This window comes from Actinokineospora sp. UTMC 2448 (assembly GCF_024760565.1).
Classification (GTDB): Bacteria; Actinomycetota; Actinomycetes; order Mycobacteriales; family Pseudonocardiaceae; genus Actinokineospora; species Actinokineospora fastidiosa.
On the sequence record NZ_CP031087.1, the window covers coordinates 1058922 to 1079606 of the forward strand.

15 protein-coding genes are annotated in these 20685 nt (G+C 72.9%); 5 read left to right on the forward strand and 10 right to left on the reverse strand.

The window, feature by feature from the left end; genetic code table 11:
* Nucleotides 1–43: 43 nt before the first annotated feature.
* Complete coding sequence (locus tag Actkin_RS05045; RefSeq protein WP_258906133.1) at nucleotides 44–4288, reverse strand: ExeM/NucH family extracellular endonuclease; 4245 nt, start codon at nucleotides 4286–4288, stop codon at nucleotides 44–46.
* Nucleotides 4289–4618: 330 nt separating this feature from the next.
* On the opposite strand from Actkin_RS05045, the gene Actkin_RS05050 reads away from it, so the two are divergent.
* Together Actkin_RS05050 and Actkin_RS05055 are read left to right on the forward strand one after the other, a co-directional pair.
* Entirely contained in the window at nucleotides 4619–6145 is a 1527-nt protein-coding gene (locus Actkin_RS05050; protein WP_189212420.1) for a sensor histidine kinase, read from the forward strand.
* Complete coding sequence (locus tag Actkin_RS05055) at nucleotides 6142–6798, forward strand: response regulator (RefSeq protein ID WP_258906134.1); 657 nt, start codon at nucleotides 6142–6144, stop codon at nucleotides 6796–6798. The genes Actkin_RS05050 and Actkin_RS05055 overlap by 4 nt, the downstream gene beginning before the upstream one ends.
* Here Actkin_RS05055 and Actkin_RS05060 read toward each other — a convergent pair.
* Genes Actkin_RS05060 through Actkin_RS05080 form a run of 5 tightly spaced genes read right to left on the reverse strand, consistent with a single transcriptional unit; the run spans nucleotide 6795 to nucleotide 10443 of the window.
* The gene (locus Actkin_RS05060; RefSeq protein ID WP_258906135.1) at nucleotides 6795–7532 is read right to left on the reverse strand and encodes an ABC transporter permease; all 738 of its coding nucleotides are present in this window, start codon (nucleotides 7530–7532) and stop codon (nucleotides 6795–6797) included. The genes Actkin_RS05055 and Actkin_RS05060 overlap by 4 nt on opposite strands.
* On the reverse strand, nucleotides 7529–8431 hold the full coding sequence (locus Actkin_RS05065) for an ABC transporter ATP-binding protein (RefSeq protein ID WP_258906137.1): 903 nt from the start codon (nucleotides 8429–8431) through the stop codon (nucleotides 7529–7531). The genes Actkin_RS05060 and Actkin_RS05065 overlap by 4 nt, the downstream gene beginning before the upstream one ends.
* A 54-nt stretch (nucleotides 8432–8485) precedes the next feature.
* Entirely contained in the window at nucleotides 8486–8926 is a 441-nt protein-coding gene (locus tag Actkin_RS05070; RefSeq protein ID WP_189212416.1) for a DUF2127 domain-containing protein, read from the reverse strand.
* 9 nt (nucleotides 8927–8935) lie between these two features.
* A complete protein-coding gene (locus Actkin_RS05075; protein ID WP_396122939.1) occupies nucleotides 8936–9424 on the reverse strand; it encodes a GNAT family N-acetyltransferase in 489 nt (162 codons plus the stop codon).
* Nucleotides 9425–9465: 41 nt separating this feature from the next.
* The gene (locus Actkin_RS05080; protein WP_258906138.1) at nucleotides 9466–10443 is read right to left on the reverse strand and encodes an aldo/keto reductase; all 978 of its coding nucleotides are present in this window, start codon (nucleotides 10441–10443) and stop codon (nucleotides 9466–9468) included.
* 566 nt (nucleotides 10444–11009) lie between these two features.
* Between Actkin_RS05080 and Actkin_RS05085 the strand changes: the two genes are divergently transcribed.
* The 3 genes from Actkin_RS05085 to Actkin_RS05095 all read left to right on the forward strand — a co-directional run bounded on the left by Actkin_RS05085 (nucleotide 11010) and on the right by Actkin_RS05095 (nucleotide 14813).
* A complete protein-coding gene (locus tag Actkin_RS05085; protein ID WP_258906139.1) occupies nucleotides 11010–11300 on the forward strand; it encodes a response regulator transcription factor in 291 nt (96 codons plus the stop codon).
* 412 nt (nucleotides 11301–11712) lie between these two features.
* Complete coding sequence (locus Actkin_RS05090; RefSeq protein ID WP_258906140.1) at nucleotides 11713–12714, forward strand: class I SAM-dependent methyltransferase; 1002 nt, start codon at nucleotides 11713–11715, stop codon at nucleotides 12712–12714.
* Nucleotides 12715–13091: 377 nt separating this feature from the next.
* A complete protein-coding gene (locus Actkin_RS05095; RefSeq protein ID WP_258906141.1) occupies nucleotides 13092–14813 on the forward strand; it encodes an AfsR/SARP family transcriptional regulator in 1722 nt (573 codons plus the stop codon).
* Here Actkin_RS05095 and Actkin_RS05100 read toward each other — a convergent pair whose 3' ends face one another.
* The 4 genes from Actkin_RS05100 to Actkin_RS05115 are packed head-to-tail and all read right to left on the reverse strand — an operon-like array spanning nucleotide 14814 to nucleotide 20683.
* Nucleotides 14814–15476 carry a GAF domain-containing protein gene (locus tag Actkin_RS05100; protein WP_189212411.1) on the reverse strand — a complete coding sequence of 221 codons (663 nt, stop codon included), beginning with the start codon at nucleotides 15474–15476 and terminating at the stop codon, nucleotides 14814–14816.
* A complete protein-coding gene (locus tag Actkin_RS05105) occupies nucleotides 15406–16287 on the reverse strand; it encodes a S8 family serine peptidase (protein ID WP_258906142.1) in 882 nt (293 codons plus the stop codon). The genes Actkin_RS05100 and Actkin_RS05105 overlap by 71 nt, the downstream gene beginning before the upstream one ends.
* Nucleotides 16284–19304: an adenylate/guanylate cyclase domain-containing protein gene (locus Actkin_RS05110; RefSeq protein ID WP_258906143.1), complete on the reverse strand. Its 3021-nt coding sequence runs from the start codon at nucleotides 19302–19304 to the stop codon at nucleotides 16284–16286. The genes Actkin_RS05105 and Actkin_RS05110 overlap by 4 nt, the downstream gene beginning before the upstream one ends.
* Entirely contained in the window at nucleotides 19301–20683 is a 1383-nt protein-coding gene (locus Actkin_RS05115) for an MFS transporter (protein ID WP_258906144.1), read from the reverse strand. Before Actkin_RS05115 ends, Actkin_RS05110 begins: the two co-directional genes overlap by 4 nt.
* Nucleotides 20684–20685 lie beyond the last annotated feature (2 nt).

Below are 20685 nucleotides of genomic sequence, written 5' to 3' on the forward strand. Positions count from 1 at the left end.
CCCGCTCGGTCGTTATAACCGAGCGGGCCTCACTATTGACCGGTTACAGGTCGCGGCACTGTCCGGCGGCCGGGCCGCGGACGGTGTTCGGGCGGTCCTCGTTCACCGGCGCGGGCGTGTTGCCCGAGCAGGCCAGCGGACCGTTGACCGTGTTCCCGGCGACGACCACGCCGCCGGTGTTGCCGGTCAGCGCGACCGGGCCGGACACGTGCGCGTCCTCGATCGAGACCGCGCCGGTGGCGCCGCTGACCGAGACCGTGCCCGCGACCCGGGTGCCGTCCAGGACGAACGACTCCGGCCGCACGGCCGCGACCGGGCCCGCGATCCGCCCGCCGGTCGCCACCAGCGACGCGCCCGGCCGCACCACGACCGGGCCGAGGATCTCGGCGCCGTCGAGGCAGGTCAGGCCGGAGGAGACCACCAGCGGGCCGGTGCGCCGCCCGGTGATCGTCTCGTCGCAGACCGGCGCCGGGACGCCCACGGCCGAGCGCGGGGCGGTGTCGGCGGTGATCGGCGAGTTCGCGGCGAAGTAGTCGACCAGCATCGTCAGGTCGTTGTTGCCGGTCGTCGCCCGGTCGGTGCCGCCAGCCAGCGTGCGGAAGTTGTCACCGCCGGAGGCCAGGAACGAGTTCACCGTGACCCGGTACGTGCCCGCCGGGTCGATCGGCTGGTCGTTGAGCCACATGCCGGTGATCCGCGAGCCCTGCGGGTTCTCCGGCAGGTACAGGTACCGGAAACCCTTCGACACGCCCAGCCACAGCACCGGACGGGACGCGCCCGCTGGCTGCCACTGCTCCTCCAGCACCTGCTTGATCTCCGCGCCCGTGTAGGTCTTGGTGACCACGTCGTTGGCGAACGGCTGGACCGCGAACGCCTCCGCGTACGTCACCACGCCGTCCGGGGCGTGGATCAGGTCGGAGCGCAGGCCGCCCGGGTTCATGAACGCGATCTGCGCGCCGCCGCGACCCGGCTCGGCGGTGCCCGCGAGCTGGACGTCGGCGATGAAGTTGCCGAGCACCGACTCCTTGCCCCGGTCCTCGTTGCCGCTCTCGGTGTAGGCCCGCTTGATGTCGGCGGTGATCGAGCCCAGCGGCTGCTTGCCCAGCTCCTCGGCGCGCTTCTTGGCGTCGGCGACGAGCTGCGCGACGGCGGCGTCCTCCGGCGCGCCGACGACGTCCACCAGGTTCGAGCCCGCGCCCACGATGTCCTTCGACGCCAGGTCGACGGTCAGCGTGGCGCGGCCGACCAGCTTGCCGTAGTCGCCCGCCTGCACGACCGGGCGCTGCCCGTCGACGAAGGCGTACGGCTGGTGGGTGTGGCCGCTGAAGATCACATCCACGTCGCCGCCGAGGTTCATGAAGTCCTTGAACACATCGTCGGACTTGAGCTCATCGATGGAGCCGATGTTCTCCGTGGCCGCGCCCTCGTGCGCGAGCAGCACCACCACGTCGGCCTCGCCGTTGGCGGCGTCGCCGTCCTTGAGCTGACCGGCCACCGCGGCGGCCTCGGCCGCCGGGTCGCGGAAGGTCAGGCCCGCGATGCCGTCCGGGCTGACCAGCGACGCGGTCTGCTCGGTCACCACGCCGACGATGCCGACCTTGACGCCGGAGACGTCCTTGACCTCGTAGGCGGGCAGCGCGCGCTCGTCGCCGCGGTAGACGTTGGCGCCCAGCAGCGGGAACTCAGCGCGCGGCACGACACGGCCGGTCAGGTCGGCCATGCCCTTGTCGAACTCGTGGTTGCCGACCGCGGAGGCGTCGAGGCCCATCAGGTTGAGCGCGTCGATCGTCGGGTTGTCGTTGTCGATCGCCGAGACGAACGTCGACGCGCCGATGTTGTCGCCCGCGGAGAGGAACAGCGTGTTCGGGTTCTGCGCGCGCAGCGTGTCGACCAGCCCGGCGAGCTGCGCCGCGCCGCCGATGGGCTTGCCGTCGGCGGTCTTGCCCGGCGACTCCAGCCTGCCGTGGAAGTCGTTGATGGACAGCAGTTGCAGCTCGACGGTGCCCGAGGTCTCCAGACCCAGCACGATCGGGTTGTGGTCGCTGGCCCGGTACGGGTCCGGCGCGTAGAACTCGGCGAGGCCGTTGTACTGGAACGCGTAGGACTCGTGCGAGTTGATCTGCCAGACGTCGACGCCGGTCACGACCTCGCGCAGGCCGGATCCGGCCAGGCCGTGGTCGAGCGAGCCGGACTCGCCGCCGAAGACGTAGGTGGCCTCGCTGTCCGCGTTGAGGTCGGTGTAGCCGGCCTCGTAGAAGACCTGCATCGGGTCTTCGGCGGTGTAGGAGTTGAAGTCGCCGAGCAGGATCGGGTTCTCCAGGCCGGACGCGAACTGCACCAGCGCCCGCGCCTGACGGGTGCGGTCGCCGTTGTAGGCGCCCTGGCCGTCACCGGTGTCGACGTTGTCGCCGGTCGCGCCGCCCGCGCTCTTGGACTTGAGGTGGTTGGCCACGACGGTGAACGTCAGCGCGTCCGAGCGGAACGTCTGCGCGATCGGCTCGCGCGCGTTGAACCACACCGACTCGTCGTTGACCGACTTCGCCGCGCCGACCGGGGTGACCGCGCCGGGCTTGAAGATGATCGCCGTGGTGATGACGTCCTGCTGCTCGGGGGCGGGCAGCTCGGCGGGCGTGCGCACGTAGTCCCACGTGCCCGCGCCCTCGGTCGCGTTCAGCGCGGCGACCAGGCGCTTGAGCGCCTTCTGCGGGTCGGCCGCGTCGAAGCGCACCGAGTTCTCGATCTCCTGCAGCGCCACGACCTCCGCGCCCAGCGCGGTGATCGCCGAGACGATCTTCGCCTCCTGCCTGGCCAGCCCGGCCTCGTCCTCGGCGCCGCGGGCCTCGCCACCGAAGTGGACGAAGTAGTTCAGCACGTTGAACGCCGCGACCTGGATGTCGCCGCCGACCGCCTCCGGCGCCGGGGTGCGCGGGTTGGCCTGCTTGAAGGTGGTGCGGCCGATGGCCGGGGTGCTCGCGTCGACCGGGCGGGTCGGCTGCAGGCGCCACTCGTCGAAGCCGTAGGACAGCACGCTGGGCGCGAACGCCTCGACCGCGTCGCCGACGCGCAGCGGGGCGTCGGGGTAGACGTACGGCGGCGCGACGCCCGCGTTGGCCAGGTTCCGGCTGGAGCCGTCGTCGACCAGCAGGCGGCCCGCCTTGTTGGCCGCGGCCAGCGCCTGCGCCTCCGGGGTGCCCGGGCGGTGCAGGTCGGTCGGGATGCGCGCGGCCTGGTCACCGGCTGCCAGCACGACCTCGCCGAAGCGGTTGGTGTTGTAGACCTCGGACACGGTGAACGCGCCGAGCGGGGCCACCAGCATCGACTCGGCCGACTCCCGGGCCGCCGCGTCCATCGGCAGGCTCAGCGGCACGGCGGCGGGCAGCGGCGCGTCGTGCGCGCACACCTGCACGGACGTGCTGGTGATCTGGGTGAGGCCGAAGTACTCGCTGACGCCGCCGCGCACCCGCACCCGGTCGCCGATGGCGACGTCGGGGTGGTTGGCCGGGTTGCTGGTCAGGAACACGAACAGGCCGTCGGAGGCGGTGCCAGCCGAGGGGGCGCGGTCGCCGGAGCCCTCGGTCTGCACGTAGATGCCGTTGTAGCCGCCGGTGCGGTGGTCCGCGGTGACGACGCCCTCGACGGTGACCGTGGTGCCGACCAGCGGCGACGCCGCGCCGGTGCCCTGCACCTCGGCGATCGTGCGGTCGACGGGGACGTCGCAGCCGATCGGGTCCGGGTCGGGGTCGGGCGAGCCGCCGCCGTTGCGCGCGCCGAAGGTGTGCGCGGCCGGGGCCTGCCAGGCACCGTCGACCTTCTGCAGCGAGTGGCCCACCGGGGTGTCCGCGGTCTCGGCGACGCCGATGTCGGTGCCCGCCATGCCGTTGGCGGGGCCGCCGCTGGCGGTGAACGAGCCCTCGTAGGTCAGGAACTCCGCGACGGTGCCGTCCGGGCGGACCAGGGCGACGCCGTCGGGGGAGCCGTTCTGCACGCCGTTGGCCGGGTAGGTCTCGACGACCACGCCCGCGGCGGGGACGGTCCCGGTCAGCGCGCGCGTGTCGTAGGCCGCGCCGCCGCTGCCGTTGTAGAGGACGATCTGCCAGCCCGCGAGGTCGAAGCCCGGTGGGGCGTCGATCTCGATGGCCTCGCCGGTGTCGGTGCCAGCGTTGTCGTAGTGGATCTCACTGATCGAGGGTCCGGTCGGGTCGGCTAACGCCGGGACCACGCCCACCGCCGCCGCGGTGGCCATGACGGCGACCCCCGCGACGAGTCTGGCGCTGCTGCTGTTGCGCATTGATCATGCCTCCAACGGCTTTCCACAGAAATCCGCCGCAGCCTAGGTCGCTTCGGTGTCCGAGACAAAGCGCATGGGTGTACGAAAGGTCGCCCGGCAATCTCGATCGCGAGCGCAAGATTCCCCCGAACGGTTGATCTGGCTGGGCTGGCTCTCTACTGTGTGCCCATTCCATACCCCCGGGAGGTGGCATGTGCTCACCCGGTTGTTGGTCGTGCTCCTGGTCGTCGGGTCCCTGATGGTGGCCGCGCCGAGAGCCGCGGGCGCCGTGCCCCGGCCCTTACTTTCGTCAGTGTCGGCGGCGTACTGACGGCTTGTACCGTCGGCCGCGTGCGGGATCGCGGCAGGTGGGCGCTGGATGTCGCCCTGGGTGTTGTCCTCGCGGCCGCGTACGGGGCCGAGGCGCTGGGCAATCTGCGCGGCGACATGGTGTTCGCGTGGTACGCGGTGCCGTTCGTCGCGTCGCTGGCGCTCGTCGGCGTGGTCTCCCGGCGCTGGCCGCTGGCCGGTCTGGTCGTCACGGCGGCCGGGACGGCCGGGCTGGCGCTGATCGGGCTGGTGTCCACCGTGTACCTCGTGGCGACCATGGTCACCGCGTTCCTCGCGGGCAGGCGGCTGGCGGCCGTGCGTCCCGCGGTGCTCGCCTTCGCAGGCTTCGCCGCGGCGGGCTTGGTGTACGCGCTGGCGATGTCGGTGTCCCAGGGGCGCGTCGACCACCAGCTGATGCAGTGGTTCTGGGCGGTGCTCGCGCTGCTGTTCCTGGTGGTCTTCCCCTGGTTCGGCGGCAGGCACCTGCGGCAGCGGGCCGAGCTGGTGGCCGCGGGCTGGCAGCGGGCCGAGCAGCTCGAACGCGAGCAGCGCATCGTCGCCGAGCGGGAGCGGCTGCGGGAGCGGGCGCGCATCGCCGAGGACATGCACGACTCGCTCGGCCACGAGCTGACCCTGATCGCGCTGCGGGCCGCCGGGCTGGAGGTGTCCGCGCAGCTCGGCGACGACCAGCGGCGGGCAGCGGGAGAGCTGCGCGAGCTGGCGGGCGCGGCCACCGAGCGGCTGCGCGACATCATCGGCCTGCTCCGCGAGGACGGCAGGCCCGCGCCGACCACCCCGGGGCGCGACGCGGTGGAGGACCTGGTCGCGCGTGCGGCCGCGTCCGGCATGGCGGTGACCCTGGAGGGCGCGGTGCCCGATGCCGTGGAGCGCCCGGCCTACCGGGTGGTGCAGGAGGCGCTGACCAACGCGGCCAAGCACGCGCCGGGCGCGGCGGTGTCCGTCCGGATCACGACCGACGGCGACGAGACGACGGTCGCGGTGGTCAACGGGCCGCCGTCGGAGCCTGCCGAGGCGGTCGGCGGCGGAACGGGCCTGATCGGGCTGCGCGAGCGGGTCCGGCTGGCGGGCGGCACGCTGGCCGCGGGTCCCGCCGACGGCGGGTTCGCCGTCACCGCGCGGCTCCCGCACGCCGGTGTCCCCGTGGTGACCGCGGCCGACGAGTACGCCGCCGCCCGGCGCAGCGCGCGGCGCGGGATGGTCGCCGCGGTGCTCGTGCCCGCGGCCCTCGCGGCCGGGCTGATCGCCATCATGGTCGGCTTCTACGCCTTCTCGGTGACCAACTCCGTGCTCGATCCCCGGCTCTACGGCGAACTGCGCGTCGGGCAGCCCAAGGCCGAGGTCGAGGCGCTGCTGCCGGACATGGAGATGATGGACGCGCCGCGCCTGCCGAACCCGCCGGGCGCGGGGTGCCGGTACTACCGGGGCAACGCGGAGCTGTTCGACTTCCGCGTGCCGGTGTTCCGGGTGTGTTTCGACGAGGAGCGATTGGTGGCGAAGGACTTGGTGCCCAAGGACGTGACCGGGTGATCCGGGTGCTGCTGGCCGACGACGAGGCGATGGTGCGCGCCGGGGTCGGCGCGATCCTGGCCGCCGACCCCGGCATCGACGTGGTCGCCGAGGCCGCCGACGGGCGCGAGGCCGTCGCCATGGCCCAGGCGCACCGGCCGGACGTGGCGCTGCTCGACATCCGGATGCCCCGGCTGGACGGCCTGGCCGCGGGCGCGGAGATCCGCAGGACGGTCCCGGAGACCGGGGTCGTGATGCTGACGACGTTCGCCGAGGACGAGTACATCGCCCGCGCGCTCGGCGACGGCGCGGGCGGGTTCCTGCTCAAGTCCGGCGACCCGCGCGAGCTGCTGGCCGGGATCCGGGCGGTGGCCGACGGCGCGGCGTACCTCTCGCCCAAGGTGGCCTCCCGGGTGATCGCCGAGCTGGCGGACGGGCCGAGCGGGCTGCTGGGCCGCAGGACGCGGGCCAGGGAGCGGGTGGCCGCGCTGACCGGGCGCGAGCGCGAGGTGCTGGCGCTGGTGGGCGCCGGGCTGGCCAACGCCGAGATCGGCCGCCGCCTGCACCTGGTCGAGGGCACCGTGAAGGCCCACGTGAGCACCATCCTCGGACGGCTTGAGGTGCGCAACCGGGTGCAGGCGGCGATCGTCGCCTATGAGGCCGGGCTGGTCTAGGCGTCCCGCTTGCGCAGGACGACCATGCCCGTGATCATCGCCGCGGCCGCCCACGCGATGAGGACCAGCGCGCCGCGGAGGGCGTGCGTGCCCTCCATCAGGTCGATGCCCGCGATGCCGGGCACGTAGTGCGACAGGTCGCGGAAGGTCTGGCTGATCTGCATGACCACGGGCAGCACCATCAGCAGCGTGAACAGGACCAGCAGGGTCGCGGCGATGTGCCGCAGCGCGGTGGCGATCCCGATGGTGAGCACGCCGACCAGCGCCAGGTAGAGGCCCACGGTCAGCAGGGTGTGGACGACGTCGCCGCCGGTGTAGGGCGCGCCGTGCTCGGCCAGGGTGACGTCGGCCAGCCAGATCGCGGGCGCGGCGAGCAGGACGCCGCAGGCGAACAGGGCCGCCGCCGTGACGACGGCCTTCGCCGCGGGCACCCGCCAGCGGACCGGGACGGCCTGCAGGGTCGGCAGGATGCCGCGGTGGGCGTACTCCCCGGTGACGGCGAGCGCGGCGATGGCGGCCATCGCGAACTGGACGAGGTAGATCGTGGCCTCCACCGGCATCTCGGTCGCGGCGGTCGGCGTCAGGCCGGGCAGGTTGTCGTCGTGCTGGCCGTTGATGGCGATGCCGTTGGCGGCGACCATCGCCGCCATCAGGCCTGCGGCGGCGATCAGGCACCACGTGGTGGCGCGCACGGACCACAGCTTGGTCCACTCGGCGGCGATCGCGTTCTTCATCGGGTCACTCCGAATTCGACACTGTCGGTGGTGAGGTCGAGGTAGGCCTGTTCCAGTGAGGCCTGCTCGGTGGTGAGGCCGTGGACGCGGACGCCGGTGGCGTGGGCGATGTCGCCGACCCGCTCGGCGGACACGCCGGTGACCGCCAGCTCGTGCGGCCCTGTCCTGCGGACGTCCGCGCCCGCCCCGGCCAGCGCCGCGTGCAGGGCGGCCGGATCGGGGGTGCGGACCAGCACGGCCGCGCCGGAGCGGGCGATGACCTCGGCCATCGACGCGTCGGCGATCAGCCTGCCCCGGCCGATCACCAGCAGGCGGTCGGCGATCAGCTCCAGCTCGCTCATCAGGTGGCTGGAGATGAACACGGTGCGGCCCTCGTCGGCCAGGCCGCGCAGCAGCGCCCTGATCCAGCGGACGCCGTCGACGTCGAGGCCGTTGACCGGCTCGTCGAGGATCAGCACGGCGGGGTCGCCCAGCAGCGCGGCGGCGATGCCGAGGCGCTGCGCCATGCCGAGGGAGAACGTGCCAGCGCGCTTGCCCGCGACGTCGGTGAGGCCGACGCGGTCCAGCACGGCGTCGACGGTGCGGACGGGCAGCCCGGTGGCCCGGGCCAGCGCGGTGAGGTGGGCGCGGGCGGAGCGGCCGGGGTGGCCAGCGCGGGCGTCGAGCAGGGCGCCGACGGTGCGCAGCGGGTGCCGGATGCGGTCGTAGCGGACCCCGTTGATCGTGGCGGTCCCGCTCGTGGGCTCGTCGAGGCCGAGGATCATCCGCATGGTGGTGGACTTGCCCGCGCCGTTCGGGCCGAGGAAGCCGGTGACGAGTCCGGAGTGGACGGTGCAGTCGACGCCGTCGACCGCCACGGTGTGTTTGTACCGCTTGGTGAGGTTCCGCAGTTCGATCATGTCGGCGACGGTATGGCCGCCGGGGCGGCCGTCTCGTCTGCCGATGGGAAGCGGCTACCCCTGACGAAAGTCGGGTCGCCGGACGAGCTCGCGCGCGACGGCGACCACCACGACGACATCGATCACGGCCAGCACGGCCAGCGCCACCGACCCCGTGCGGACCGCGCGGGCGGCCTCGAACACGATGAACGCCGCCAGCACCACGCACGCGACCGGGTACACCGCGAGCCTGCCGCGCAGCAGGGCGAAGGCGAGGGCGATCTTGACCGCGCCGTGCGCGAGCAGGTAGGCGACGGCGAAGCCGCGGCCGGTGGCGAAGTGCTGGGTGAGCCGGTGGGCGATGCCGCCGTCGAGGTCGCCGAGGAGGTCGCGGGTGAGCACGGCGTTGGCGAGGCCGGTGAGCGCCGCGGGCGGCACGACGGCGAGCAGGAGCGCGGCGAGGAGCTGTCCGGCGCCGTCGACGCCCTTGAGCGTGGCCGCCAGCCGCAAGACCATCGCCGCCCCCTACGGTCGCATTTCCAGCACCTGCCCCGGCCAGTCCTTGACGGTGAAGGTGACGGACGGGGTGAAGCCCTGGCTCACGTAGTAATCCACCAGGCGGCCATTGTTGCCCGCCCAGCAGTCCACGCGCAGCAGTTTGCCCCGACTGCTCTCCTTCGCGAGGTCGAGCAGGCCGCTGCCGACCTTCCGCCCGGCGAACCGGCGGGAGGTCACCAGCAGCCGCACGTAGAGCTCCGGCTCGTCGACCCGGGGGATCCACTCGTCCGGCTCGGCGGCGACGACCATCGCCCCGGCGGGCTCACCGTCCAGCTCGGCGATCCACAGGCCGTTCTCGACCAGCTTGGTGATCCGCTCCACCCGCTTCGGCTGCTCGGACCAGGGCTGGGTTCCCCACTGGCCGGTCTGCCCGCGTTCGACCATCCATGCCACGGCCTCGTCGAGGAAGCCCAACACCGTCGGCGCGTCCGCCGGTCCACCAGCCCTGATCCGCATGCCGCCGATTCAACGACGAAATCGTTCGCGATGCAAACGGCTTACCGCTCGATGAGCTGCTTCTGGTGCTCGTCGATGTGCTCGCCCGCGGCGGGCGGCAGGCTGTCGAGCCGGGCGATCTGCTCGGCGGACAGCTCGACGTCGTCGGCGCCCGCGTTCTCGACCACCCTGGCGACCCGCCGGGTGCCGGGGATCGGGGCCACGTCGTCGCCCTTGGCCAGCAGCCAGGCCAGCGCCACCTGGGCGGGCGTCGCGCCGACCTCGGCGGCGACGGCGGCCACCTCATCGGCGATGCGCAGGTTCTGCCGGATGTTCTCGTCGGTGAAGCGCGGGTTGAACGCGCGGAAGTCGCCCGCGTCGAACTGGTCTGTCGAGCGGACGGTGCCGGTCAGGAACCCGCGGCCCAGCGGCGAGTAGGGGACGAAGCCGATGCCCAGCTCGCGCAGCAGCGGGAGCACCTCGGCCTCCAGGTCGCGCGTCCACAGGGAGTACTCCGACTGCAGCGCGGTGATCGGGTGCACGGCGTTGGCGCGGCGGATGGTGTTCACGCCCGCCTCGGACAGGCCGATGTGGCGGATCTTGCCCTCGTCGACCAGCTCGGCGAGCGCGCCGACGGTCTCCTCGATCGGCGTGTTCGGGTCGACGCGGTGCTGGTAGCACAGGTCGATGTGGTCAGCGCCGAGGCGCACCAGCGAGCCCTCGACGGCGGTGCGGATGTTCGCCGGGCTGCTGTCGGGCACGCCGATGCCGTCGGTGGCGTGGGAGATCATGCCGACCTTGGTGGCGAGCACGACCTCGTCGCGCCTGCCCTTGATCGCCCGCCCGATCAGCTCCTCGTTGGCGTACGGGCCGTAGACCTCGGCGGTGTCGATGAGCGTCACGCCCAACTCCATCGCCCGGTGGATCGCCCGGATGGACTCGTCGTCGTCGCTGCCCGCGCCGGTGTACCCGAACGTCATCCCCATGGCCCCCAGGCCGATCCGGGAGACGTCCAGATCCCGCAACTTGATGTGCCGCACAGCTTCTCCTCCAGTGCCTGGCGGTTCCCCGGGCGCAACCGCTTTTCCGCTTGCCGCTTATTGTCCACCCTGCGATTCGGTGCGCTTTCTTCGAGCGTGCTCGGTTTGGTGGATTTGCTTGACATATGGTGAATTCGGGATTGGGCCCTGGGGTTCTTGGGGTCTGTGCCGACGGGACTTCGCCGTGTCGGCGATCGTTCTGGTTATGGCCCCTTGCGCTGCTTAACTGAGTTCCTCGACCGCCCTGGTGGTGTCCCGCTCCGATTGTCCATAGTGGAGTGTCGGTCACTCGTTCGGAGGTACTGTGCCGGTGACAGTGCCGGTTGGCCGGGTGCGGTTGCTTCGGGCGGGGTGGGCGGGTGTTTGGGGTGGTGGGTACGCCGTTCGTGCCCCGATGTACCGGAATCGCACCGCGATCAAACCGGTGGGATACCGCGCGGACGCAGCATTTCAGCATGGTCGTTCATCCTGGTGCACCAACGGTTCCGGCTACCGACCGTAGTCAGGGAGCCGTCCGGGCTTGCGTGTCGTGCCCCTCCCGAAGCGCCCGGCTGAGCGGTGCGCGGGTGCCCCTACCCCGGCCGATCGCCGCGGCACTCCCACTGGCCCCGTCACTGACCGCACGGGAGTTGGCCGCGTTCAAGCTGCTGGGCCTCGGCTACGACAACCGCTCGATAGCCCGCCACCTCTCCATCAGCGAACGAACGGCAAAGCGGCACGTGACCGCGATCCTGGAGAAGCTGGGCCTGGAGTCCCGCCTACAGGCAGGCCTGGCAGCCATGGCAATGAACCTGACCACCCAAACTGACCCGCCCCCCACCTGGCCCGAGGACCGCCCCGTCGACCCCCACGCCTGACCAGTCCAAATGCCCACACCATCTGAAACAACCCAGATGTCCCGATCATCTGAACTGCCGCCCCACCGAATGACGAGACCATCCGAAAGGTGAGATCACATGGTCTGGGCATCGGGCGCACTTCGGATGATCAGGGCGTCTGCGATGCTAGATGATCTGATCATCTGACTCTTGTTTCGAATGATCGCGCCATCTGCTCGACGGTTCAGATGATCGCGCCATCTGATCCGCGGTTCGGATGGTCGGGGCATCCAGTGGGCGGTTCGGATGGTCGGGGCATTTGGGATTCGGATGATCAGAGCATGTGATCGCATCATCTGAGGGGTGGGGCTTGGTGGGTGGGTGGAAGTGGCAGGTCGCCGCCAACTATGCGGTTGCTGAACCCAGGTGGGTGGTTCGGGCGCATCGGCCGGTGGCGCAGGCGTTGGTGCGGGAATTGGGGGTTCAGGCGGGGGATCGGGTGTTGGACCTGGGGGCGGGAACCGGAGTGGCGGCGGGGTTGGTGGCGGCGCAGGGCGGGCACGCGGTCGCCCTCGACTTCTCGGAAGCGCAGGTTCGAGCGGGAAGGGCGACTCTTCCGGCGGCGCAGGTTCGGGCGGGACAGGTGGCCGTTCCGGTGGCGCAGGCTCGAGTGGGGGAGACGACCGTTCCGGCGGCGCAAGTGCGGTCGGGGGAGTTGACCGTTCCGGTGGCGCAGGCTCGGGCCGTTCCGGCGGTGCAGGCTCGGCTGGGACAGGCGACCGTTCCGGCGGCGCAGGCTCGGGTAGGGCAGGCGACCGTTCCGGTGGCGCAGGCTCGGGCGGGACAGGCGACCGTTCCGGTGGCGCAGATGTGGGCGGGGCAGGCGACCGTTCCGGCGGTGCAGATGTGGGCGGGGCAGGCGACCGTTCCGGCGGTGCAGTGGGTGGTGGGGGACGTGGAGGGGCTTCCCTTCCGGGATGGGGTCTTCAGGCATGCGGTGTCCAACCTGGGAGTGATCTACTCACCCGCCCCGCGGTTGGTCCTGCGCGAGATCTGGCGCGTGCTCACTCCAGGCGGACGCTTGGCGTTCAGTGCGCATGTGGCGCACGGGTTCGGCATGAGGGCGGCTGCCTTGGTCAACGCGCACATGGGGGTTGCGGCCGTGGTCCCGGAGGGCGTGCGGCAGTGGGCCGATCCGTCGGCGTTGCAGGCGCTGTGGCCTGGCGAGGTCAGGACACGCTCGATCGTGGTGCACGAAGAACACGCGTCAGTTGAGGCGTTTTGGGACTTCTCGGTGCGGGAGCGGCGGCATGTGCGGCAGGTGGTGCGCATGCTTGCGCCGGACGGAGTCGAGGCGTTTCGGCGGGAGTTCCTTGACCTGGCCTCCCGCTACACCGGGCCGGACGGGTTTCGGGTCGCGCATGAGCATCTGCTGGTCATCGTTGACAAGTGAGTGGCATACCGCATTCAAACCGGGCGCGCCTACCCTGGCCGGACACTGCCAGCGGGGAGGTCGCTATGTCGGAGACTCGACCGGAAGACGAGCTCGAGACGCCTGAGGAAGAGGACGAGACCGAGGTTGTCGCGCACGCTGAACCTGGGACGCCCTGGTGTGTCGGGTGTTTCGGTTGAGCTGAAGGGGCGCAGGGGCGCGCCCGAACGGCGCGAAACCGGCATTTCTGCCGGTCCAATGCCTCTTTCTCCCGCGGTGACCTCGACGGTTTCGGGAACAATGCTCAGCTATGCGGGTTCCCGGGCCGGTCGGGGTCGGGTGGTGGGTACGGAGGGCAGTCCGTGGGTGACGGGGCGAGCTCGGGCCTGAGGTTCGGTGTGCTGGGGCCGCTCGACGTGCGGGACGGGGCCGGGGCTGTCGATCCGGGGCCGTACAAGCAACGGGTGCTGCTCGGCGTGCTTCTCCTGCGCGCCAACATGGTCGTGCCCGTCGACCAGCTCGTGCAGGCCGTCTGGCCGGAGGGCCTGCCGCGGACCGCGCGCAAGAACCTGCAGGTCTACGTCTCCGCCCTGCGCAAGATCATCGGTGACCGCATCCACCACGCGTCCTACGGGTACGTGCTCGACGCCGTGCCCGACGAGGTGGACGCGCTGCGGTTCGACACCCTGGCCAATTCCGGTTACGCCGCCTACCACTCCGGGAACCTGCACGAGACGCGGAAGCTGCTCGGGGAGGCCGTCGCCCTGTGGCGCGACGAGGTGCTGGCCGACCTCGCGGGCAACCCCGTCATCGCCGCCGAGGCCGACCAGCTCGGGCAGCGCTACCTGGCCGTCTACGAGGACTGGGTGGACCTGGAGATCGACGCGGGCCGCCACCTCGCGGTCCTCGGGCCGCTCGCCCGGCTGGCCCGCAGGCACCCGTTCCGCGAGCGCCTGACCGCGGCCACGATCACCGCGCTCTACCGGGCCGGACGACGGCGCGAGGCGCTGGCCACCTACGAGGTGCACCGCCAGCTGATCGCCAGGGAACTCGGCATCGCGCCCAGCCTGGTCCTCCAACAGCTCTACCAGTCGATGCTGGCCGACGCGTCGAACCGCTCCCTGACGCTCGCCCCTGCGGGCCGGGGACGCGTGCGGCCCGCGCAGCTGCCGCGCGACGTGCCCGATCTCGTCGGTCGGGCGGACCAGGTCGACGATCTCGTCGGCGCGCTGACCGGCCCGGAGAGCTCCGACGTCGCCGTCATCACCGGCGCGGTCGGCACCGGAAAGACCGCGCTCGCCGTCCGCGTGGGGCACCGGGTGGCCGAGGCGTTCGAGGACGGCCAGGTCTTCGTGTCGCTGCGCGTCCCCGACGGACGCCCCAAGGCCACGCGCGACGTCGTCACCGAGCTGATGCGCGCCACCGGCCTCGATGTGCCGGTGCCGCGCGACGACGGCGAGGCGCTGGCGGTGTGGCGGTCGTGGATCGCCGACCGCGCCTTCCTCGTCATCCTCGACAGCGCGGTCAGCGAGCGGCAGGTCAGGGGACTGCTGCCGGGGAAGGGCCGCAACCGGACGGTGGTCACCAGCTCGCACCGGCTCAGCGGGCTGGAGTCGGTGCACCGCGTCGAGGTCGGGGAGATTTCCGAGGAGGAGGCGGGCGAGCTGGTGGGCCGCGCGGTCGGACCCGGCCGCGTGCTGGGCTCGGCGCTGCGCCGCATCATCGGCCGGTGCGGCAGCACCCCGCTGGTGGTCAGGGCGGTGGCGGCGAAGCTCGACTCGCTGCGGCATCTGTCCATGGTGGACTACGCGGACCGGCTGGAGTCGGCGCAGTCCGTCCTCTGTGAACTCGTCGCGGGCGGCACGCCGGTGCGCGAGCGGGTGGCCCGGGTGTACTCCGACCTCGCGCCGCCGCAGCGGCAGGCGGTGCGCGCCCTGGGCGGGCTGCCGGGCGGGCCGGTCGGCGCCGCCGAGCTCGCCGAGGCGTTCGCCGCGCTGCCCGAGCCCGCGACGCGCATCATCGACCGGCTGGTCGAGGCCAACATCGTCGGCGCGCCCGACGCCGCCCACTACGCGGTCCCCGCGCTCGTGCGGCACTTCGCGGCCGACCTGGCGCGCTGATCAGCGCGCCATCCCCGCCAGCATCCCGTGCAGCGACTCGATCAGCGCGACGCCCCGGCCGCGCTGCTCGTCGTCCATGTCGGCCAGCAGGGCGGCGATCTTGGCCAGGGTGTCGTACTCGGCCCCCTCGCGGCGCAGACCCGCGCGGGCGGCGCGGTTGCGCAGCAGGATGTGCAGCGACAGCGCGGCCTGGTTGGCGAACATCGCGAGCAGGTCGAGGTCGGCGACGCTGTAGCGGGACTGCGGGTGCGGGTCGAGGACCTGCAGCACGCCGATGGGCGCCATCCGGTGCACGATCGGCGCGGCCATGATCGAGTCGGGGACGTAGCCGGTGCTCTCCGCCAGATCCCTGGCGAACACCTGGCTGGTGGTCAGCTCGGTGGCCGACATGGCCTGCCCGGTGGTGATGACCCAGCCCGCGATGCCCCGGTCCGCCGGGAACCGGGTGCCGACCAGGAAGCCCTCGCCCTCGCCGGAGACGGCCTCGAAGACCAGCTCGTCGGCCTCGGCGTCGAACAGGAACACCGAGCTGGCCGCCGCGCCGAAGATCGACCGGGCCACCCGCACGATCGAGGTGAGCAGCTCGCTGTCCTCAGTGGCCGCCTCGGCCAAGGCGTTCGAGACCGCCGCCCCGCTCGCCGTCGGATCCGTGGTGTGACTCATCGGTTCGCCCTCCTCGCACGTTGGCTGCCGTCAGGTAAAGGACCGTCTTGAGCTGGAACACCGTCAGTCCTGGGTGCTTGCCGACGATCAGCGCGCACCGGCCCGCGACGTGCGGTGTGGCGAAGCTGTTGCCGGAGTTGCGGCTCACGCTGCCGCGCAGGCCCGCCACCGGGACCGCCTGGCCGCGGGCGAAGAACTCCACCGGCGGGTTCGGGTTGTAGAGGACCCGGTCCGGGTCGGCGCTGGTGTGGCTGCCCACCGAGATCACCGAGGAGAACCGCCACGGGAAGCTCTCGATCTGCGAGTTGTGCGCCGAGGCCACGATCACCGACCCGGCGAAGTACGCCTCGTCGACGAGTTCGCGCAGCGCCTGGTTGAACTCCGGGCGGGCCGTCGACAGGCTCATGTTGATCACCTTGAAGCGCTGGCGGATGGCCCATTCGAGCCCGGCGAGCAGCGCCCGGCCGGTGCCGCCGCCGCGCTCGCCGAGCACCCGCACGCTGTGGATCCGGCAGGCGGGCGCGATCTGGCGGACGATGCCAGCGCAGGCGGTGCCGTGGCCGAAGGAGTCGGCGGCCTCGACCTCCTCCACCTCGTGCTTCCCGTCGCGCTTCACCACCGCGTGCGAGCTGGCCACCGGCCCGACCAGCGGGTGCCCCGGCTCGATCCCGCCGTCCACCACGCACACGTCGACGCCATCGCCGGTCGCGCCGCCCCACGCCCACTCCGGGGTGATCAGGCTCGGCTCGCCGAGGTCGACCTCGATGGCGCTCTCGTCGGGGTCGAGCAGCCGCCAGGTCAGTCCGGTCATCGCGGGCGCCCCCCGAGTTCGCTGATCATCCGCCGGGCCCGCGCCGACCCGACCGCGTGGCCCTTGGCGGCGAAGCGGCGTTCGGCGGCGCGGGCGGCCGACAGCGCCGGGACCGGCCTGCCCAGCCGGGCGTGGGTGTGGGCGAGGTCGAGCAGGGCGCGCCCGTGGTCGGCGGGGGAGTCGGTGCGCCGGGCGGTCGCCACGGCCCGGCGGGCCAACTCGGTGGCGCGTCCGGGGTCCGGCTCGACGCGCGCGGCGACGCCGAGCAGGTTGGCGAGGTCGGCCGAGTCGTCGACGGTCAGCCCGCGCACCAGTTCGCCTGCGGCGCCGGTGTCGTCCTCGGCCAGGTGGACCCGGGCGAGTTCCAGCCGGGTCTGCCGGACGAGCGAGTCGGCGCGCACCGCGCTCGCCGCGCTCAGCGCTTCCCGCAGCTGCCAGCGCGCCTGGTCCCAGTCGGCGCCGTGGGCGGCCACCAGCGCGCCGAGCAGCGGCCGGAAGAACCGCGACTCGGCGTACGACATCGCCGCCATGGCCTCCTGGGCGTCGGCCAGCGCCGCGGCCGTCTCCGCCGTCCTGGCCTGGATGGCGTGCAGCATGGTCAGCGCGAACCCGAGCGTGGCCTGCACGGCACCGCGGTCGCGGTGGGCGGCCAGCAGCGCGCGGCACTGCTCGGTGGCCCGTGCCGCGGGCAGCGGGCCGTGCCACAGCGACAGCCCGATCGCGCCGAGCGCATTAGCTACCTCGCGGTCCGCCGCCGCGGCCAGCGCGTGCCGCAGCGCGGGCTCCAGGACGTTCAGCGCCCGGCCCTGCTCGCCCCGCCGCTGGTGGGAGCGGGCCAGGACGCAGCGCACGCGCGACAGCCCGAGGTCGTCGCCGTGGGCGTGGAAGACGTCGAACTCCTCGGCCGCGACCCGGTCCAGCTCGGCCATGTCCTGGCGGAGCATGGCCAGGTGCAGGCGGGCGTGCGCGGCGGTGACGGGCCGGTCGGCCTCGGCGGCCGCGGTGGTGAACGCCTCCCGCGCCTGCTCGTGCCTGCCGAGGGTCAGGTGGACCTCGCCCAGCCGCTGCAGGCACTCCGGCCTGCCCGGGTCGCCCGCGGTGGTGAGGTCGGCGGCCTGTTCCAGGAGGGTGAGCGCCCACGGCAGGTCGACCCGGCGCAGGGCCTCCGCGCCCGCCCGGTCGAGGTGGCCGAACGCGCGCGAGCGCAACGTGTCGGCCGGGAGACCGACAGCGGACTGGTAGCGGTGCGCTTGGGCGAGATGGGTGCCGATGAGCGCGTCCGACGCGGCGCGCGCCGCCAGGTGCTCGGCGTACCGCTCATGCAGCTCGCCCCTGCGCCGCTTGGTCAGCCCGCGGTAGGCGACCTGGCTGGTGATGCCGTTGGCGATGCGGTAGCGGCCGTCGGCCACGGGCTCGACCAGCTTGCGCCGCACCAGCTCGCGCAGCGCCCGGTCGTGGTCGCCGCCGTCGGCCAGCGCGGCGAGGTCGGCCGCGGCGAAACCGTCGCCGTCGGGGTCGACCACCGCGCCGAGGCGCAGGGTCGCGCGCTCGGCGTCGCCGAGCCGGTCGATGCGGGCGGCGACCAGCGCCTGCAGGCTGAGCGGGAGCCCGCCCGCGGTCGCGTCGTCGTGCTCGACCGCGGCCACGAGCTGTTCGAGGTACAGCGGGTTGCCGCCCGCCTGGCCGACGATCCACTCGGTGGTCGCGGTGTCGTGCGTGCTGACGTCGGCGAAGTGCGCGGCCAGCCGGGCGGAGTCCGGCGCGGACAGCCTGCCGACGACGGCCGTCTCCGCGCTGGGCCAGGTGGTCTCCCAGTCGGGGAAGGCGTCGAGCAGGTCCGGGCGGGCCACGCACACCAGCAGGACCGGCAGCGCGCCCAGCCCGGCGAGCAGCCGGTCCAGCACGGCGACCAGGGAGGGCTGGGCCCACTGGCAGTCGTCGATCACCAGCAGCACGGGCCGGGTCCCGGCGACCGCGGCGAGCAGCCGCGCCACGGCGGCCGCGGTCGCGTCGAGCGACGGCGCGGGCGTCCCGTCGCGCAGCAGGCCGCGGCGCAGCAGCGCGAGCGCGGGCTCGACGGACGCGACGCGCTCCACCTCGTACACCAGCGGCGCGACGCACTCGGCCAGCGCGGTGAGGGTGCCGCCGTCGCCGACCGGCCTGCACCGGCCGATCACCACCGATCCGGTGTCGCGGCGCAGCCACTCGGCGACCAGCCGCGTCTTGCCGATCCCCGGCTCGCCCACCAGGGTCAGCAGCCGCGCGGCGCCCTCGTCGACCACCCGGCGCCACGCGGCGTCCAGCGCGGCGAGGTCGGCCTCCCGGCCGATGAACGGCACGTCGAAGCGGCGCGTGCGCTCGGGGTCGGCGGGCGGCACGTCGACCAGCCGGAACACCTCGACCGGCTCGGCGACGCCCTTGAGCGACACCCTGCGCGGGTCGGCCACGGTGACCGCGCCCGCCGCCGAGCGCGCCGCCGCGCTGACCAGCACCTCGCCCGGCCCGGCCGCCTGCTCCAGCCGCGCGGTGATGTTCACCACCTCCCCGGAGACGAACGCCTGGCGCTCGCCCGGGTCCGGCAGCGCCACGACCTCCCCGGTGTGCACGCCGATCCGGACCCGCAGCCGCACGCCGTGGTCCCGGCGCAGCTCGGCGTCGAACCCGGCCGCCGCCTCGGTCATGCCCAGCGCGGCGACGAGCGCGCGGCGGGCGTCGTCCTCGCGGGTCTCGGTGAGGCCGAAGACCGCCATCACCGCGTCGCCGATGAACTTCTCCACGACCCCGCCGTTGGCGGCGATCACGCCGGACATCAGCTCGTAGTAGCGCAGCAGGACCGTCCGCAGCAGCTCCGGGTCGAGCGCCCCGGACATCTCGGTGGACCCGGCGAGGTCGCAGAAGACGACCGACACCACCTTGCGCTCCTCCGCCCCCTTCGGGCGGACCACGACCGCGGTCCCGCAACGCGAGCAGAACCGGGCGTCGGCGGCGAGGTCGGCGGCGCAGGATGCACAGGTCATCGCGGCTGCTCCCGGTCCGGGGACGGCTGATCCCGTTCCCGCAGGCTACTTCCGGCGGTTGCGGATCGGTTTGCCGTCGGCATGGCGGCGGGCTCGCCGTGCGGCAGGCGCACGCGCGCGTACAGCCCGGCGAGCACCAGCAGGACTGCGGACACGGCGAACACCGTATCGATCTGCCCGAACCGCACGCCCGCGACGGACGCGCTGAAGTCGACCGGCACCACGCTGGCGAACCAGCCCGCCGCCGTCGCCGCGACGACCGACGCGAGCCGGGTGACCGGGTAGAACACCGCGAACACCCGCCCGGTGTACTCCTGCGGGGCCGCGGCCAGCAGCAGCGGCGACATCGCGGTGTTGAGGATCGTGATCGGCAGGATCGTGGCGAACAGCGCGACGACGCCGAAGGCGAACCCCGTCTGTCTGGAGTAGACGAACAGCAGGACGCCGCCGATGATGAGCCCGACCCAGGTCGTGGTGCGCGCGCCGATCCACTGCACGACCCGGCCCGCGCACAGCGCGCCGACGATCCCGCCGATGCCCAGCGTCGCGCCGAGGAAGCCGTACAGGCCCGCGGGCGAGTCCAGGTTCCCGGTCAGGAAGAACAGGTTCAGCGTGTTCACCGCGCCCACGCCCAGCTGGCCGATCACCGCGATGGCCAGCAGCGCCACCAGGAACGGGCTGCCCGCGAACACCTTCAGGCCCGCGGCGAACTCCGCGCGCAGGCCCGGCCGCGCCGCCCGGGCGGCCCGCTCGACGACGACCTCGTGGCGCACCGAGCGGATCGCGGCGTAGGAAACGGCGTAGGACACCGCGTTGAGGACCAGCGCCCACTGGAACCCGATGCCGAACATCAGCGGCGCGGCCAGCGGCGGCCCGGCGATCGTCACCGTCGCCGCGGTCGCCTGGGCGATCCCGGCCGCCCGCGCGCGGTCCGCCTCCCCGGGCACGGTCTCCCGGATGGTGGCGAACCGCGCGGGCGCGAAGAACTGGCCGGTGGCGGTGAGCCCGAACACGACGACGTAGAGCAGCGCGAGCCACGCCCAGACCGGCAGCGCGTCCCTGGGCAGCAGGGACACCGCCGTCAGCAGCGCCACCAGCCCGCCGCGCACCACCTCGGTGCCGAGCATCGTGCGCAGCGGGTCCCAGCGGTCGACGAACACCCCGGCCAGCGGCCCGAACACCAGCACGGCCGCGCCCACCGACAGCTGGATGCCCCCCACGGCGGCGGGCGCCCACGACCGGCCCTCGGCCAGGTCGGTGGCCACCCAGAGCACCAGGGTCGTGCTGAACACGAAGTCGCCCAGGGTCGAGGTGGCCTGCCCGAACCACAGCCGGGAGTAGGTGCGGTTGATCAGGAACCGGCGCCGCGCCGTGGCCACGG